This window comes from Streptomyces sp. JLSY215 (genome assembly GCF_059682825.1).
On the sequence record NZ_CM185022.1, the window covers coordinates 150,470 to 166,408 of the forward strand.

At 68.5% G+C, this 15,939-nt stretch carries 18 protein-coding genes and 2 pseudogenes; 11 read left to right on the forward strand and 9 right to left on the reverse strand.

All coding sequences use genetic code 11. The annotated features are described in order from the left end of the window. Positions 1–212: 212 nt before the first annotated feature. Complete coding sequence (locus AC5677_RS00760; protein WP_497193023.1) at positions 213–434, reverse strand: GNAT family N-acetyltransferase; 222 nt, start codon at positions 432–434, stop codon at positions 213–215. Here AC5677_RS00760 and AC5677_RS00765 point away from each other — a divergent pair. Further along, positions 330–581 carry a hypothetical protein gene (locus AC5677_RS00765; protein ID WP_497196966.1) on the forward strand — a complete coding sequence of 84 codons (252 nt, stop codon included), beginning with the start codon at positions 330–332 and terminating at the stop codon, positions 579–581. The genes AC5677_RS00760 and AC5677_RS00765 overlap by 105 nt on opposite strands. Positions 582–908: 327 nt before the next feature. Here the strand turns inward: AC5677_RS00765 and AC5677_RS00770 are convergent, their stop codons facing one another. Next, the gene (locus tag AC5677_RS00770; protein ID WP_497193024.1) at positions 909–1,286 is read right to left on the reverse strand and encodes a nuclear transport factor 2 family protein; all 378 of its coding nucleotides are present in this window, start codon (positions 1,284–1,286) and stop codon (positions 909–911) included. 245 nt (positions 1,287–1,531) lie between these two features. Here AC5677_RS00770 and AC5677_RS00775 point away from each other — a divergent pair, with 245 nt between their 5' ends. Beyond that, positions 1,532–2,227: a hypothetical protein gene (locus AC5677_RS00775; RefSeq protein WP_497193025.1), complete on the forward strand. Its 696-nt coding sequence runs from the start codon at positions 1,532–1,534 to the stop codon at positions 2,225–2,227. Between the two features lie 472 nt (positions 2,228–2,699). On the opposite strand, the gene AC5677_RS00780 is transcribed toward AC5677_RS00775, so the two are convergent. Continuing rightward, a complete protein-coding gene (locus AC5677_RS00780) occupies positions 2,700–3,179 on the reverse strand; it encodes an alpha/beta hydrolase (protein WP_497193026.1) in 480 nt (159 codons plus the stop codon). Between the two features lie 9 nt (positions 3,180–3,188). Here AC5677_RS00780 and AC5677_RS00785 point away from each other — a divergent pair, with 9 nt between their 5' ends. Beyond that, the gene (locus AC5677_RS00785; RefSeq protein WP_497193027.1) at positions 3,189–3,821 is read left to right on the forward strand and encodes a TetR/AcrR family transcriptional regulator; all 633 of its coding nucleotides are present in this window, start codon (positions 3,189–3,191) and stop codon (positions 3,819–3,821) included. A gap of 30 nt (positions 3,822–3,851) precedes the next feature. Here the strand turns inward: AC5677_RS00785 and AC5677_RS00790 are convergent, their stop codons facing one another. Further along, entirely contained in the window at positions 3,852–5,102 is a 1,251-nt protein-coding gene (locus tag AC5677_RS00790) for a glycosyltransferase (RefSeq protein WP_497193028.1), read from the reverse strand. A gap of 128 nt (positions 5,103–5,230) precedes the next feature. Here AC5677_RS00790 and AC5677_RS00795 point away from each other — a divergent pair, with 128 nt between their 5' ends. The 3 genes from AC5677_RS00795 (at position 5,231) to AC5677_RS00805 (ending at position 7,681) form a co-directional block, all read left to right on the forward strand. Continuing rightward, positions 5,231–6,145, forward strand: a complete 915-nt coding sequence (locus AC5677_RS00795) for a helix-turn-helix domain-containing protein (protein ID WP_497193029.1) — start codon at positions 5,231–5,233, stop codon at positions 6,143–6,145. Positions 6,146–6,765: 620 nt separating this feature from the next. After that, positions 6,766–7,224: a hypothetical protein gene (locus AC5677_RS00800; RefSeq protein ID WP_497193030.1), complete on the forward strand. Its 459-nt coding sequence runs from the start codon at positions 6,766–6,768 to the stop codon at positions 7,222–7,224. Positions 7,225–7,261: 37 nt separating this feature from the next. Beyond that, a complete protein-coding gene (locus AC5677_RS00805) occupies positions 7,262–7,681 on the forward strand; it encodes a hypothetical protein (RefSeq protein WP_497193031.1) in 420 nt (139 codons plus the stop codon). A gap of 315 nt (positions 7,682–7,996) precedes the next feature. Here the strand turns inward: AC5677_RS00805 and AC5677_RS00810 are convergent, their stop codons facing one another. Together AC5677_RS00810 and AC5677_RS00815 are read right to left on the reverse strand one after the other, a co-directional pair. Continuing rightward, complete coding sequence (locus tag AC5677_RS00810) at positions 7,997–8,137, reverse strand: hypothetical protein (protein WP_497193032.1); 141 nt, start codon at positions 8,135–8,137, stop codon at positions 7,997–7,999. Positions 8,138–8,295: 158 nt separating this feature from the next. Next, entirely contained in the window at positions 8,296–8,784 is a 489-nt protein-coding gene (locus AC5677_RS00815; protein WP_497196941.1) for a DUF4265 domain-containing protein, read from the reverse strand. A gap of 320 nt (positions 8,785–9,104) precedes the next feature. On the opposite strand from AC5677_RS00815, the gene AC5677_RS00820 reads away from it, so the two are divergent. From AC5677_RS00820 to AC5677_RS00830, 3 genes and pseudogenes are all read left to right on the forward strand, one after another. Beyond that, positions 9,105–10,445 carry an erythromycin esterase family protein gene (locus AC5677_RS00820; protein WP_497193033.1) on the forward strand — a complete coding sequence of 447 codons (1,341 nt, stop codon included), beginning with the start codon at positions 9,105–9,107 and terminating at the stop codon, positions 10,443–10,445. Positions 10,446–10,601: 156 nt separating this feature from the next. Then, a pseudogene (locus AC5677_RS00825) lies at positions 10,602–11,122 on the forward strand (IS630 family transposase); the annotation flags it as partial. 107 nt (positions 11,123–11,229) lie between these two features. Further along, a complete protein-coding gene (locus tag AC5677_RS00830; RefSeq protein WP_497193034.1) occupies positions 11,230–12,000 on the forward strand; it encodes a hypothetical protein in 771 nt (256 codons plus the stop codon). On the opposite strand, the gene AC5677_RS00835 is transcribed toward AC5677_RS00830, so the two are convergent. After that, complete coding sequence (locus AC5677_RS00835) at positions 11,994–12,464, reverse strand: nuclear transport factor 2 family protein (RefSeq protein WP_497193035.1); 471 nt, start codon at positions 12,462–12,464, stop codon at positions 11,994–11,996. The two genes, AC5677_RS00830 and AC5677_RS00835, sit on opposite strands and share 7 nt — an antisense overlap. Before the next feature lie 101 nt (positions 12,465–12,565). Here AC5677_RS00835 and AC5677_RS00840 point away from each other — a divergent pair. Next, a pseudogene (locus AC5677_RS00840) lies at positions 12,566–12,763 on the forward strand (IS982 family transposase); the annotation flags it as partial. Between the two features lie 249 nt (positions 12,764–13,012). On the opposite strand, the gene AC5677_RS00845 reads toward AC5677_RS00840, so the two are convergent. Beyond that, positions 13,013–13,750: an SDR family oxidoreductase gene (locus tag AC5677_RS00845; protein ID WP_497193036.1), complete on the reverse strand. Its 738-nt coding sequence runs from the start codon at positions 13,748–13,750 to the stop codon at positions 13,013–13,015. Positions 13,751–13,906: 156 nt separating this feature from the next. Here AC5677_RS00845 and AC5677_RS00850 point away from each other — a divergent pair, with 156 nt between their 5' ends. Next, a complete protein-coding gene (locus AC5677_RS00850) occupies positions 13,907–14,479 on the forward strand; it encodes a TetR/AcrR family transcriptional regulator (protein ID WP_497193037.1) in 573 nt (190 codons plus the stop codon). Between the two features lie 492 nt (positions 14,480–14,971). On the opposite strand, the gene AC5677_RS00855 is transcribed toward AC5677_RS00850, so the two are convergent. Beyond that, positions 14,972–15,649 (reverse strand): alpha/beta fold hydrolase, encoded by a 678-nt coding sequence (locus AC5677_RS00855; RefSeq protein ID WP_497193038.1) that lies wholly within the window; start codon positions 15,647–15,649, stop codon positions 14,972–14,974. Positions 15,650–15,939 lie beyond the last annotated feature (290 nt).

A 15,939-nucleotide genomic window follows, 5' to 3' on the forward strand; every position in this document is an offset into this window, starting at 1 on the left:
GCCGGCACCGACGGCACGAACTCACCGCATCACTGGCCGGCCATCAGAGACACGCCGCTCTCCGTACCCGGGCCAGACGGCGCGGCCACCCGGCTGATGGCTCCGCGGCGGCCACCGATCGGCGTGGCTGCGGGGGCGCCCAGCGTGCGTGCCCCCTACTGACGGCCGAGGGATACGGCCCCTTTCGGGGCCGTTGACTCCGTCCTCCTCCTCTACAGACGAGGTGACAGCGTGTGGGAATAGCGCCGGTCGACTTCGACGAATCCAGCCGACTCGTAGAGGGCGTTGGCTGCCGTTCGATCCCTTTCGTCTCCCGGCGGGGCATCGTCGTGCACGTAGAGGATCGCCTCGGTGGCGCCAAACCCGGCGACTACGTCGAGTGCGGAGCCGAGCATGGCGCGGCCGGGGCCCTGCCCGCGTGTGGCGGGCTCCACGCCGATCCACCACAGCACTCCCCTGCCCTGGAGCGGCAGGCCAACGACTGCTTCAGCGACGGTCCGGCCCTCCTGCTGTACCTCCGGTCGCCGGGCGTCCTTGCCTCCAGGATCGGGGCCTACGTTCACGTGCTCCAGGTGCGGTAGGCCGTGTACAGGCAGAGCAGTCCGCGTGTACCGCCACAGCCGCTCGCCGGTGGATCCTGCCCGCGTAAGCACGGCGACCGTGGCGGGCCGGTGGCGGACCGGCAGGGCTTCGAGCCCCATGGAGAGCGCGGAGGCGAAGTGGAACGCGTGGACCGGGCGGGACGCACGCGCGGCCACGGTGTGCCGGATCAGGGCATCAGCGACATCGTCCCCAGCCCGGCCTCGGAGGCGGGGGCGTGCGAGCCCCGGACCGCCCTCACGTCCGGCGAATGCCCATCCGGGCGATCGATTTCGGGCGTCGTTCGAGCCTAATGGACTCGAACAAGCTCAGCGGGCTCCGGCCGGGTTGGTGTCCTCGCCGAGGTAGGTGCCGTGTCCCTCAGCGACGAGCGGGCCGTCAAAGATCAGCACCTCGTTGACCAGCCCGCCCTTCTGATTGCGGTAGTTGATGACCAAGCAATTCACACCGACGTAGCTTCCCACCACCTCGAACCGCAGGTCGGGGATGCGCCGCAGCCCCTCCTCCCAGTAGGCCCGCAGCGCGTCCTTGCCGCGGATGACTCCGTCTCCCTCGAGCAGTTGCGCGGCCACCGGCGAACGGAACGTCACGTTGTCGGTGAAGTGGGTCAGCAGAGCGTCCAAGTCGTGCGCGTTCCACGCCGTCACCCAGGAATCGACGAACGTCCGCGCGGTCACATGGTCCATGGGCACATTATGTCGTCCCGCCCCAAGTCCCGGACGGCCGCTCGGCTCGAAGAACTGGCGGCCCGACACCCGCTACGACGTGTGCGAAACCGTCGATCGCCCTGAGACTCTCATCGAACTCGACCACCTCAGGCCATGAAGAACAAGGTGAGTACTTGCTTCTGATCCTGCACTGCCGGGGCCACTGCGAAGATGACAACTCCTGTTGCGTCAATGGCTGTTCAAAAGAGAGGGCCGCACCACCCGTGACCGACCTGTTCACCATTTCCGTAGACGCCGTGGAGGACACCACCTTCCGCGGGCGGGTCCACATCATCAACCCCGACGCCGCCTCCGTCCCCACGGGCCTGACCTTCCCCGCGTCGCTGATCTTCGAGAACTGGTTCCCGGAGGACGACGAGGCCCCCAGCACCGCGGAGCTCGGTGACGAGGACCCCTTCGTCACCGAGCAGCGCCCCGAGATGGAAGCGTTGATCCTCTGCCGTCGGAAGATACGTGTCAACGAGGACGGCTACCTCCTGTCGGACGACGGCCAGACCCTGCTCGAACCGCGCCGGCACGAGAAGGAAGTGCCCGGTAAGCGCCGCGGCGGCGGCCACGACCACATCTCCACATACTTCAGCCTGGACGTCCCGGAGGACGACCTCGTCCACCACGCCCCCTCGATCGTCACCTCCTACGCAGCCAGCCCGCTGCGGAGAGTGCCGCTGGTCAGCGAAGTCGTCCGGTTCAATGACGGGGACCCGCTGACCGACGAGGAACTGGCGCCGGAGGAGTTCGAGGAGGGGGAGGTGGACCTGTACAGCGAGGGCTGGGAGCTGATCAACACCCGCCCCTTCGAAGAACGCCCGTACGCCGACATCACCTTCACGGTGACCGACAACCGCTATCTCAAGCACCTCACCCCCGGCCTCCGGTGGCGCACAGCCATCTGGCGGTAGCCATCTTCTCCGTCAGCCGTGTGCCGTTGGCCGCCTGCGGATGGGAGGAGGCACGCTTGAGCGGGCACCTGGGGCGCCTGGGGCGGGATTAGACACACCGACACACCCGGTCTGCGTGGAAGCGGCGGAGGGTGCCGGTCGGGGCGGGACTGTCCGAACACCGGCGTTCGGGTGTCCGGAGCCCACCGCAAAGCCCCCCACCACGGGCCGCCAGTCCAAGCACCGCCATACAGCAACGATCACTGAACACGGGCGCTGCGCAGCACGGATCACGAGACCTGATCGCCCCAGGTCAAACCGACAGCCACTGATCAGAGAAACCTCACCTGGACGACAGCACTCCCAGCAGAGGACTACGGTCTGCTACATCGCCGCCGAAATAGGCACGTCCCGCACGGTGGCCCCTGAAGGAGGCAGCCGTGCGGGACACGAGCGAGGCGAATCCCCATTCGGAGAGGAGCGCCTGGACCGGTCAGGCTGCCAGCAGCTCGGCGACCAGCCGGACGGCCTCCGGCACCTCGACGTGGTCGTCCGGGGTGGCGCCGAAGTGGGCGCCCGTCGGCGTCACCACTGCAGTCGCACCAAGGCCCTCGACAAACAGCCGGACGTGCTCGGTCGGGTCCGGCTGGTTGACCGGGTCGTCCATGGCCTGGAGCACCCTGAACTGCCGCGCCGATCGGCGGATCCGCTCCCAGTCGAAGCCGCCCTGGAAGAACTCGGCGAGTTCGTCGTAGCCGACCTCATGCGCGGAGGTGGCCACCAGCAGCACGCCCGCGAACACCCCCTGGGTCTCGGGGTCATGCTGCTCCAGGAAGCGCAGCACGTTCACTCCTCCGATGCTGTGCCCGACCAGCACGGTGGACTCGGCGGGGCCGGCATCCAAGACGGCCTCGCCGTACGACCTGCGCCAGGGCTCCAGCCGCGGGGCGGCGGTCTCCGGCAGCAGGGGCACGGTGACCCGGTGTCCGGCGGCCGCGACCTGCGCGTGCCTACCGGACAAACACCAAGCCGCCGCACCGGCGGCCGGATCCGCAGTCAGGACGCCCACGACGCCGTCCTCACCGCCGCGATCGAACTCGTCGAGGAGCTCGGCTACCAAGCCGTCACCATCGAACGGGTCGCCGCCCGTGCCGACGTCGCCAAGAGCACCATCTACCGCTGGTGGAAGTCGAAGGCACCCCTCGTCATGGACGCCTACCGCACGGCCGTCGAGCAGCGCATGCCCGAACCCGACACCGGCTCACTCGCCGGCGACCTGACCGCCTTCACCACCGCCCTGTACGGCGTATCCGCCCACCCGATCCGGGTCCGGACCCTGCGCGGACTGATGGCGGAAGCCCAGCTCGACCGCGCCTTCGCCGAACCGTTCCAGCAGTGGGTGGAAAGCCGGCGGGCCGTCGTGCGCACCCTGCTCACCCGGGGCGTGCAGCGCGGCGAACTCCCGGCCAGCGCCGACCTGAACGCCGCCACCGACCATCTCTTCGGACTGTTCTGGTACCGCCTGCTGGTCGGCCACCAACCACTCACCCCCGCCCAGGCCCCCGACCACGTCAACCAACTGCTGTCCGGACTCCGTGCGAAACACAGGGAGTAGGCCGCCGGCGGACACCGGGCCTAAGCGCTGTCACTTCCCGGGTTCTGGCTCAACTTCTGTGAAACTGCGCTGTGCGCGTTCGTTCGCAACGCCGATGCGGGCCAGCAGCGCGGCGGTGCCGTCCTCCGTGGCGATGAGGCGCGCGAGTTCGACCGCTCGCTGCCGGTGGGCCGGATCGGCCATGCAGGCTGTGATCGCCTCGGCGAGGGCTTCGGCGGTGAGCTCGTGGAACGGCAGCGGCCGCGGGGCGACTCCCAACTTGTGCAGCCGGGCCGCCCAGAACGGCTGGTCGGCCATGACAGGTACCGGCACGGCGGGCACCCCGGCTCGCAGTCCGGCCGCCGTGGTGCCCGCCCCGGCGTGGTGGACGACGGCGGCCGTGCGAGGGAACAGCCAGTCGTGCGGCAGGTCACCGATCGCCAGGACGTCATCGCCGACCGCGCTCAGTCCGGCCCACCCCGCCTGCACCACCGCGCGCACCCCCGCCCGAGCCACTGCCGCCGCCACCAGCTCGCCCAAGCGATCCCCCTGGCTCGGCGCCATGCTGCCGAACCCGATGAACACCGGGGGCGGACCGGCCTGGAGGAAGTCGACCAGCTCGGCCGGGGGCCGCCAACCTCGCGGCCGGGCAGGCCACCAGTAACCCGTCACCTCGACCTCGGACGGCCAGTCCGCCGGGCGCGGTACCACCTGGGGACTGAAGCCGTGGAAGACCGGCCGGATCTCTCCTGCCTGCACCGGCCCCACGGCGGCGGGCAGCCCGAGCCGGGTGCGCAGCCGCGTCAGGACCCCTTCCTGGAGCGTTCCGGCCCGCGCCAGCAGCGCCCGGCCCGCGGCGAGGTTGCCGTCCGGCCCCAGGTCGTCGGCGCCGGGCAGCGGGAATTCCCTCGTGGCGATGGCAGGCGCGAGGTAGGTACCGATGACAGGGACGGCGAACGCCTCGCCGGCGGCCTGGCTGAGTGATGCGGGGCCGAACGCGGTGAGCACCAGGTCGGTGCCGTCCGCGACGGCCGCCACCACCCCGTCTGCCAGCCGGTCCAAGAACGCCGAGGTCACCGCCCGCGCCTCCTGCGGTGACGTCGCCAGAGCGCGGGCGCGGATCAACTCCTGCGGATCCCCTGGCAGAGGCCGGTGGTCGAGGCCGCGCCCGGCGACGAGTCCGGCGAAGGGCAGATGCGCGGCCACGGCAACCTGGTGCCCGGCGTCCAGCAGACGCCGCCCCAGGCCCGTGAACGGTGCGACGTCCCCGCGCGAACCGGCGGTGACGATCAGAATCCGCATGTGATGATCCTCCTCGGCGAGTGCCGCCCCGGGCGCACCGGAAGGCGGCGGTCGCCGTGGACGCTAACGGCTCCTGCGCGGTGGAGGTTCAAGCAGCTGTGACGCACGGCACACCTGGAGAGAGCACAGTGGGTATAGGCGAGCTGGCCGCGCGCACGGGGCTGCCGGTGAAGACCATCCGCTACTACTCCGACATCGGGCTGCTGCCCGAGAGCGGACGCAGCCGAGGCGGCCACCGCAGATACGCCGCGGACGCGCTGCCCCGGCTCCGACTGATCCAGCGCCTCCGCGCGCTCGACACCTCAATCGCCGCGATCGCCACGGTGATGACGGGGGAACGCTCCCTGGCCGACCTCGTCACCCGCGAACTGGACACCGTGCAGGCGCACATGCGTGAGCTGACGTGGCGCCAGGGGATACTGCGGACCCTGGACGACTGCTCCGAGCTGGAACGACTTCGCCGCCTCGCACTGCTCGCCGAGGTGGGCAAGCTCGACGAGGCCCACGACCGCCTGGTCCGTTACTGGCGCTGGGCGCTTCCGGCCGGCTTGCCGCGCCGCCTGACCCGGGCCGTCATCGAGGGCGCGGTGCCCGTACCACCAGCCGCCCCGACCAGCACGACTGCCCTGGCGTACGCCGAACTCCACGCCCTGACCAGCGGAGACGACCGGCGTCGCCAACCGCAGAGCCACCAGGTCGGCGACGTCGCGTCGTTCTACTCCGGCATCATGGACGCCTGCACCCTGGCCGCCGAGGCCCTTGCCTCCGGCTGCCCGACCCGACGCGCCGAGGCCCTCGGCCACTTCGTAGGCACCTACGCCCGCATCAGCGGCCACGACGACACCCCGGCGTTCCGTGCACACCTCCGCACCCGGTTCCGCCACGCAGCGCACCCCGGCTCGTTCCCACTGCACTACTGGCGACACGCCCTCGCTGTCACCAGCGAAACCCCGCCTCAATCCACCGCCACCGGCCAGGGACACCTCGCCGCTTCCCTCGCCACCCTGCACCAGCAAGTCGCCGGCCTCCCCCTGGCCGCGTAGCACTGGGCCGACAACGACGACACCACGGTCCGCCTCCCCGAAGAGGCCAGAGGAACCTGGCACCACTACACCCCCGGCGACCACTCAGGGTGATCACGCCCCCTCAGCAGCTGAAGAACCCGCGACTCGCGATTACGCGACCTTCTCAGCCCCGCCTCTCGCGGCCAGCCTGCCTGGATGCCCGGGCACAGGAAGAGAGGGTGGGGCACATGATGTGTCCGGCCGCATTTTTGGGCGCCCATGTGCTGCCAACACGTATTGGGCGCCTGCAGTTCGTCGTTCCTGTCGCCGGTGGAGAAGAAGTTCGCAGCCGTCGAGGGGAACTTGCACCGACGGGCCGGTGCGGTCGCTCGTCGATCTCGCGCTCGCGCCCGAACACCGCCGCGGGCACAGGGAGAACCGCCGCGCGGCCACACGTCATGACGTGGGCCGAGTCCTCGCAACCGGCGAGGCGTTCAGCCGACCCGCCCACCACACGGTGGGCACGAAACCGCGTTGAACCGGATAAATGACAGGCTCGGGAATTTGTCTCCTTCTACCCCTGTATACGAACCGCTGCTAGCGTCTTCGCTGGCCGATCGTAAGGGCCAGATGACCAACTCCGGGGGATGGGCTGCCATATGAGGATCAACAGGACCGTAGTCAAGGGGATCGCTGTGCTCGCTGCGGCCATCTCCGTATCAACGACGGCGCTGACCGGGTCGGCTCTGGCCGCTACACAGTTTCCCTCTGGAACGGCCGGCGACGTCAGGGTGGACTGGAGCGGCGCGTGGGCGAACGCCAACCGCCTCGAGGACATCACTCTGCAGCTGTGCGACGCGACGCCGGGGGACAAGGACCAGGCGACGGCCCAGCTCCAGGGGTACGTCACCATGGGCGGTGCCGCGAGTATCAGAACCGCCCCGTCGATGTTCCGGGTTCCGATCGGGGACAAGGCATGCAAGCAATGGCGTGACGTCTTCCTCACTTACTTCGCGCAGGACGAGCGGCTGGCCTATGCGCGTGTCGAGCTCTTCGGGTCCCGGACCAAGGAGAAGCAGCACACGAAATGGGTGCGGAATCCGCACCTGCGCGGCTAGCCGCCCCGTACGTCGGTCATCACAGGGGGAATGAACAGTGAACTCTCGCGCATTGGCCATGCTGGCCGCATGCGTCATGGGGGCGATCGCCATGTCGGCGGCGCCCGCGCAAGCCGCTCCGCAGAGCCCGTCCTCGGACCTCAAGTGCCGGATCGAGGCATTCGGGCACAGCGTTCCCGTGGTGTGCGGAAGAAAGTGGGTGAATGCCGACTGGGACCGCGACGGCATAAGGGACGAAGTATTCTTCGTCAGCCCGCCGAACTCCTACGTGTATCGGATTTCGGGCAGCAGTAACGGTCCCGTCCGGGTCAGCAACGGAGCCGCGTACACCATGGACACGTACGAGATCCGCCCGACCGGCAAGCACCGGATCTACGCGGTCACCGCGGGGAGCACCCGGATCTACTCCCAGCTCGAATCCGGCGGCTGGAGCGCCTGGGAGAAGTACGTGCCGTAGGCCCTGGTCCGGCAGGTTCAGCGGCCCGGACAACTGCGCCCTTTCGCGGGGCGGCGACGAGTGCGCCCCGCGGAGGGGCGCAGCACTGTCGGCAGCGCCCCTCCCCCGGCCGCCGAGCGCTCGATCCCCCGCCACCGAGCGGTCCCTCGGCACCCAGTACGTACGCCAACCCGGCACGCGTCAGGTGCGCCTCCGGGGCGTCCTCGGTGACCCACGCGACCAGGTTCCGAGCCAGCCCATCCGGGACGGTGACCAGCACCCGGCGGTCAGCGGTGTCGCTTGAACAGGCGGAAGGGTGTGCTCCAGGTCGAAGCGTCACAGGAATGCCTTCCAGACGCGGTCGATGTCCTCGTCGGTGGCGACGCGAGGCGGCGTCGGCAAACGCATCACGCGATCGCCACGAATCCGACCGACCAGCTCGACCGGCCTGCGGACAGCATCAGGCTGCAGACTCACCTCACGGCCTTCGGTTTGTTCACGTGCGCCTTGGTCGGAGCACATGAACAGATGAGGGCCGTTGACACATCTGCCGAATGCCCAGGTGAGCTACCCAGTTCGAGGCGGCGTTCGAGACGGCACGACCCATGGTTGGCCGCGAAGCAGTCCCGCAGAGGTCAGGCGTTCCACCATTCGTCGGTGCCGCAGCCGACCTCGTAGTGCCACCATCCTTCGTCTCGACCCCGGTTCAGGAGGGCCTTGATCCCGGTGAAGTCCGCGCCTGCCGGGACGGTGAAGGCCACCATGGGGAGGTCATCGCTGAAGACCTCACCTCCAAGCCCGAACGCCGAAAGGCGCTGATGCACTGCCTGCGGGCTGCGTCCCAGGGGACCGGTGGGAACGGGCACCACACGGATCGTGCAGTTGCCGGAGGAACTAACCCGCCCGACAGCCCAGTGAAGCCCGTCGGAGTCCGTCTGGTACCGCACTACATCGCCCTCGGCGACCCCATCCTGAAGGAAAGGGGCGTTCTGCACACTGGCCGTGTCATCGCCGAGCTTCGTCGCCCACAGGCCCTCGGTGTCCTGCGGCAACCACCCCTCGCGAGGGACGAACCGAAACCAGACCTTGATCTTTTCGACCACGTTCTCCATGACGGCCATCATGCGCCGATCGTCAATGACAGCCCGCGCCGGGTCTAGCTGAAGATCAACCTCCGTCGTCACGGGAAAGCCGCAGGGTAAAGAACAAGCTGAGGGTGACCGGAGGGCCGTCGACCGCGCGTACGGTCAATGTGATGACCACGTCGTCGCGGGCGTACAGCCCGATCCACTCGGTGAACTTCCCCTCCGCGGTTGTCTTCCTGGTGACCTGAGTCAGAGATTCTCGGCTGGATCTCCCTGTTTCCTCAACCCAAGGGAGAACTGTCGAGGAACCTCTGAATCAGGTCACTCGAGCATGCGCACTGGTTGTTAGTGTCACGATCATGAGCCTGCCACCCCCGCTCCCCCTCGCCGAGTGGACTACGCACAACGCCGTCCGACTTGCCACTCCCGGCCTTGCCGCCCCGCTCGACGACCTGGAGCCGCTGCGCCGACTCGTCGGTGACGCGCGAGTGGTCGCGCTGGGCGAGAACTCCCACCAGATACGCGAGTTCGGGCTGATACGCGATCGGATGCTGCGCCTTTTGGTCCAGGAGTGCGGCTTCACCGTCTACGCGGTGGAGTTCGGGGCCGCCTCCGGCCGGGCCGTCGACGCCTGGGTCGGGGGCCATGACGGCGATCTCGACGCGCTGATCACGCCCCGCGCCGACGGCTATCCGGGGCAGTCCGCCGAGGGCCGCGACACCCTGCGGTGGCTGCGCGCCCACAACGCCACCGCGCCGCATCCGGTCCACTTCGCCGGGCTCGACATCCCGGCGGCCGGCGGCTCGCTGGCGCCCGTACTGGAGGCGGTCGCCAAGTATCTGGCCGATGTCGACTCCGGCGCGGTGCACTATGCGCGTACGGCTCTGGAGCTGTCCGAGCCGCTTGCGGGCGGCTCGGGTCTGGTCCCCGCCCATGCCCGCCTCCGCCTCGATCCAGCAACCCAAGACCGGCTATCGGCCACGCTCGGCCGACTGCTCAACCGTGTCACCGTCATGCGTGAGGTCTATGTCGAGAACGCCGGCAGCCAGGCATACGAGAACGCCCTCTCGGACGTCTGGGCCGCCTGGCGCACCGACCAGATGCAGCGCGCGATGTCCGAACTGCTCGGCGGCGCACCCGACGCAGCCGACCTTGCCGCCCGAGACCGCTACCTGGCAGACAGCCTGCTCCACCTGCTCGACCGATCCGCACCCGGGACCCGCATTGTCGTCTCCGCGCACAACGCCCACATCCAGCGCACCGCCAACCCCGAGGGCGGTCCGCTCGCCCGTACGCCCATGGGACACGCCCTCGCCCAGAAGCTCGGGGCGGACTATGTGTCCGTGGCGCTGACCAGCGGCGGCGGCCGGACCGTGGCGAACGTCCCTGATCCGGCGCACCCTGCCGGGATGCGCCAATCTGCGGCCGACGCTCCCGAAGCGACACCCGACAGCGTGGAGGCGTTGTTCGCAGGCGTGCTCGAAGCGCCGGCGCTGGTGGACACCCGCGCGCTGCGCACGCACGCCCGGCGACATGGCCTGCCGGAGCCGGCCCGGATCCGCATGGACAACGGCTTCCTGCCCGTGCCGGCCCTGGATGCCTACGACGCCGTGATCAGCGTTCCACGCACCACGCTCACTGTGGACTTCGCCGAAGCCGACTCCACATCACATGCATCTTCACCAGCCAAGCCCCAGTGACGTGAGTCAGCGGTGCGTCGTCGATTGTGTGTGACGCGTCCTGGACCGAAGATTCCGCTGTTGTCGGTAACTGTTGCCCAACGGGCTGTGCTTGAGGGGTGGGTGCGTCGGCGCTCGACCGCGCAGGTGTTGGCTCTGCGGTCGCGGGTCGTGCTGGAGAGCGTCGAGCCGATGATGCCGGGAGTGCTTGAACGCCGCAGTCACGACCACGTCCGGGCCGGCACCACAACCCTGTTCGCCTCCCTGGAGGTGGCCACCGGCAAGGTCATCGGCTCCCTGCACCACCGTCATCGGGCAGTCGAGTTCAAAGAGTTCCTGCCACGGTCGACAAGGAGGTCCCGGCCGACCTCGACGTGCACCTGGTCCTCGACAACTACGCCACCCACAAGACGCCTGCCATCAAGAAGTGGCCGTTGGCGCACCCGCGCTTCCCCATGCACTTCACGCCCACGAGTTCGTCCTGGCTGAACCTGGTGGAGCGGTGGTTCGCCAAACTCACGCAGAAGAAACTCAAGCGCGGCGTCCACCGCTCCGTTCAGGCACTCGAAGGCGCCATCCGCTCCTGGCTCACCAACTGGAACGAACACCCACGACCATTCGTCTGGACGAAATCCGCCGACGAGATCCTCGACAGAGTCGCTGCCTACTGCCACCGAATCTCTGACTCAGGTCACTAAAACGTGTGCCAGAACCCGTTCCCGTGAAAAAGCCACGGGGAGAACCATGAGAGGACGAGGCCCTGCGAATCGGTCTCGTCCCCGCTCAACCACAGGAGCACACACCGATGGCCGACACCGACACCAACGCGGCGGCGCCACGCCTGCTGCCCGCCAATGAGAATTTCCTCGACGACCTGCTCAGCCTGGAGGAGCCACTGCTGATGAGGCTGAGCCAGACCACCCGCGACGCCCGCGCGGACGACGAGGAGGTCCGGCAGCTGCCGCCCAGCCTCGACGGCGAGAAAGCACACAACGCCTGGCGCCACATCGTCACCGCCCTGCCCCAAGGACTGCGTAACGAGTGGTACGCGGTGCACACCGGCAGCGGCCAGCAGACCAAGGACAGCAGGCACGTCTACGGCCCCGACGGCGGCAAGCTCATCCCGCTGTACGCCGTCTTTGTCGACCAGGCCGACGTCGATGTCCTGGCCGCGCTGCTCGGCGACTGCCGCAAGGCCGTGGCAAGGGAGGAGGGCTACATCGACCTGTACCGCCTTCTCTCCGACGCCGGCGAGCACTACGGCAGCGAATACGGCTGTCAGCCGGAGACCGCCCAGCAGGTCACCGACCGGCTCTCCCGCGCGTTGGCTGTGCTGCAGATGGAACGGGATGCGGATGTCGAGATGCTGCTCCAGGCCGTGAGCGCTGCAGGCCCCGACGGACGGGTCGACCTCACCGCCGCCCAGAAGGCCGTCGCCGAGCGCTTCATGGACCGCGTGATCACGGCCACCACCGCCCGCAAGCAAGGCTTCGAACGTGACCCAGTGCGGCGGACCGCAACAGTTCCGACAAGCCGTAGACGACAAGTTCCGAACTCGGGCGGCAGTTTTCAGTGATCCGGTTCGCCGCTGCTGAGGTTGGCGGCGATGGTGGTCAGTCGGCCCATCGTGTGAGCCACACCGAGGCCGTCCATGTAGTCGCGGGCATGGACGATCAGGCCGTTGCGGACCCGAAGCACCAGGAGTCCGGGGAAGCTGAAGGGCCGGCCGTTTGTGGTCACGGTTCCGGTGATGACGTGTTCGGCGACGATTACTTCGGGGTCGGTGTTCTCGTGGACGGCGACTTCGGTGATCTCTTGCGGCTGTGCCGGGCTCGCGCCCCAGGCTGCCCGGTAGCCGGCGCGGACCTCTTCGCGTCCCTGATAGCGCGCGGGCATGCCGGGGGAGAAAAACGGGAACTCGTGTATGGCGTCGGCCGCGTACAGGTCGGCCAGGTCGTCCGCGGACTTATCGAGTATCGCGCGGTGGTAGCAGGCCAGTACCCCACGAGGGCTGAGGCCGGCCGAGGTCGTGTCCGCCATGGCGGTGGGGCTCCGTTCGGTCAACGCGTGAATGGGCTCGGGCGGGTGCGTATCCGCGAGTTCGGGCGGGCGAATGTGGCGAGAGCCTCCAAGTTCCGGTTGTGAAGCCCGACTTGGAGACACTGATGACCGCACTCTATGTGAAGATCGACGAGGAGATCGGAGGAACTCGATGGCTGGGCAGGCCGCCGCAGTTGAACGATTCCGAAGCGGTATGTCTGGCTGTAGCGCAGGCGTTGCTGGGGTTCGCCTCGGAGGCCCGCCGGCCGCGGCTTGCCGGTAAGAACCTGATGTTCCCGTAGCAGCTCTTGCCCTCGCGCGGCTTCTTCACCGCCTCCGCCAAGAGGACCGTCCGGAGTGTGTCACACCCTTCATGGTCGGCGTCCCGTCTCCCTGGATCGCAACTACCCCGGCCTCGCGGAACATCGGCACAGCCGTTGGCGCTGAGATCGATCACGATCCGATCGGCGCGAGGGTGCTGACGCGGTTCTCGTACGCGCGTTTACCGCCAGGGCGGACGCGGTCTCGGGCGGCCCGGCTCGCTGCGATCAGGCTTGTACGGTGGGGCGGACGACGATCTCGCTGACGTCGATGCCGTCAGGCTGTTCGATGGCGTAGCCGATGGCGGAGGCGACGGCGGAGGGCGGCATGGCGATCTCGTCGCGCTGCTGGGTCATCGCGGCCGCGGCTTCGGGGCTGGCTCCCTTGCCGACTCCTTCGGTGTTGGTGAAGCCGGGCGAGACGAGGGTGACGCGCAGGTCGGGTCCCGATTCCTGGCGCAGGCCCTCGGTAAGCACCTTCACCGCCGTCTTGGTGGCCGCATAGACCGCCTGGGGGGTTTTGACGACGTAGGCCGCAGTGGAGCCGACGTTGACGAACTGGCCGAAGCTCTGCCGGCGGAAGACGGGCAGGGCCGCCCCGATGCCGTTGAGCAGGCCCGTGATGTGGGTGGAGACCATGGCGTCCCAGTCGTCCTGGCGCAGGTCATCGAACGGCGAGACGGCCATCGTGCCCGCATTGGAGACGAGGACGTCGAGCCGGCCGTACCGGTCGAGAGCCGTGTCCGTCAGGCGCTGGAGGTCTTCGCGGCGCGTGACATCGACGATGACGCCGACGGCAGTGCCGCCCTCCGCCGTGATGCTGTCCACGACGGCGTTCAGTCGGTCCTCGCGCCGGGCTCCGAGCACGAGCTGGGCGCCCTTTTCGGCAAGGTGGGTCGCTGTCGCCTCACCGATGCCGCTGCTGGCACCTGTGATCGCGATGACCTTGCCCTGGATACCCGACATGATCGGCTTCCTTTCACGGGGTGCGCGCAGGTCAGTGCGGTGACCTGGTGCGGTGACCTACAGTGAAAACGGAGGTGTCCCCGTTTAGTCCATATTAAATGGGGGCGCCTCCGGTTAACAAGTCGAAAGGCTTCCGAGAGGGGATGGCGAGCACCGATGACCGATGGAGCGCTTCGGCCGCTGCGGGCTGACGCACGGCACAACAGGGAGAAGATCCTCACGGCCGCTGTCCGCGTGTTCACGACGGAGGGGCTGGACGCGCACCTGGAACGCATCGCCAAGGAGGCGGGCGTGGGCAGTGCGACCCTGTACCGCAACTTCCCCACACGGGAGGCCCTGATCGAGGCGGTCTACCGCAACGAGGTGGCCCACCTGTGCGACGCCGCCCCCACTCTGCTCGCGCAGAAGCCGCCGGCAGAGGCCCTGCGCGCATGGACGCGCCTCTTCCTGGACTACGTCACCGCCAAGCACGGCATGATCGACGCCCTGCGCGCCATCGCCGCGACCGGAAGCAATCCCTATGGCCACAGCCGGGAAATGATCCAGGCCGCCATCACCGCACTCATGGCCGCCTGCACGGCCGCCGGGGCGATCCGTACCGATATCCAACCCACCGACATCGGCGCCGCCCTGGAAGGCATCGCCCTCACCTCGGCGGGCGCTGAACACCGACAGCAAGCGGAGCGCCTGCTCGACCTCACCCTGGACGGCCTCACGGTCCGCCCGTGAGGACCCGTGCGAGACGTGCCGTTGGTTGGGTATGAGTCGTCCGGGTCCGAAGGTTCCGCCGTCGTCGGTAACTGATACCCAGCGGGCCGTGCTTGAAGGGTGGGTGCGTCGGCGTACGACCGCTCAGGCACCGGCCCAGCGGTCGCGGATCGTGCCGGCATGCGCCGAGGGACACTCGATCATGGAGGTGTCCCGTCGGCGTGAGGTCGCCGCGGAGGGCCGACGGGCTGCGGTCCGTCGCCGTGCTCTGGACGGCCCGCTACCTCGACGCCTCCGTCGCGCACCTGCGGGCTTTCCCCGCGGAGGAGCGGGAGCACGACGCCCTGGACGAGGACGTGGCACGTCTCGTCCCGCTTGAGCACGCCAACCTCAGCTGGCCTGGGCCACTACAGCTTCGCCGCCCGCCCGCCGCGCGAGGGCCTCGGCCCTGCGCGACCCGGCGACCGTCCACCTCGACGAGGACGACGACACAGAGGTGTGAGCGGCTGTGTGTCAGGCGGAGTCGGGCGGCAATGCGCCGAGAACGGCCGCGAGGCCATGCGGGTCGCGGCGGGCGATGTTGTGACCAACGGGAATCTCGTGAACCCGCCAGCCTGGGTCGTTGCGCAACCGTTCGGTCAGGGTCACGAACGGGCTACCCGCCCACGCGCCACCGCTGATGAAGGTTCGGCCGAGCGCGCGGCTGGGGTTGCCTCCCAGCCTGATCGACTGGACGAAGCTCGCCATTGGGTGCGGTCGCGCGCGAGGGTCGAGCCCATCAGGGACGGCGACCCATCGACCGTCGGCGCGGGCGCCGGCTATGAACGTCTCCCGGAAGCTGTCGCTGGTCAAAGACCAACACGAATCCCCGTCGTCCGGGACGTAGGCATCGATGAAGACGAGCTGATCGATGCGGTCGCCGAGCCGATCCGCGACACCAGCGATCACCATCCCGCCATAGCTGTGCCCGCACAGTGCGAGGGGCGTTTCGTCGCTACGGACGACGATCTCGGCTACCTGGTCAATGTGGGTGTCGAGGTTCGGCGGACGGTCCACATCGACTGGGCCGTCCAACTCCAACCCTGACAGCGTCACCGCCTCGACGTGGTGACCGTCTCGGTGCAGCTCGGCGGCCACCGAGTCGAACACCCATCCGCCTTGCCAACCACCCGGCACCATCACGAACTTCACCGCGTCATCGTAAGCCAAGCAGAACCCGACGAGTACGGCTGGAGATCACGCACCTCGGTAACACTCGGGCCGGCGGCGGCGAACCGTAAGGCGAATCCGTCCGCACCGGCCGGCTCCGACGACGAAGCTCAATAGGCCCTCGGTGACGCGACTCTCACCAACCACCCTTTGCCCGAGCAAGAGCGAAGAGAGTCCCACGGTGATCGCGAAGTGCCGGTTCGGTTCGCGGAACCTGTTCTCGCCCCACACATTCATGGCTTCTGACCTGCGGCTTTGCGGTCACGGCTGGT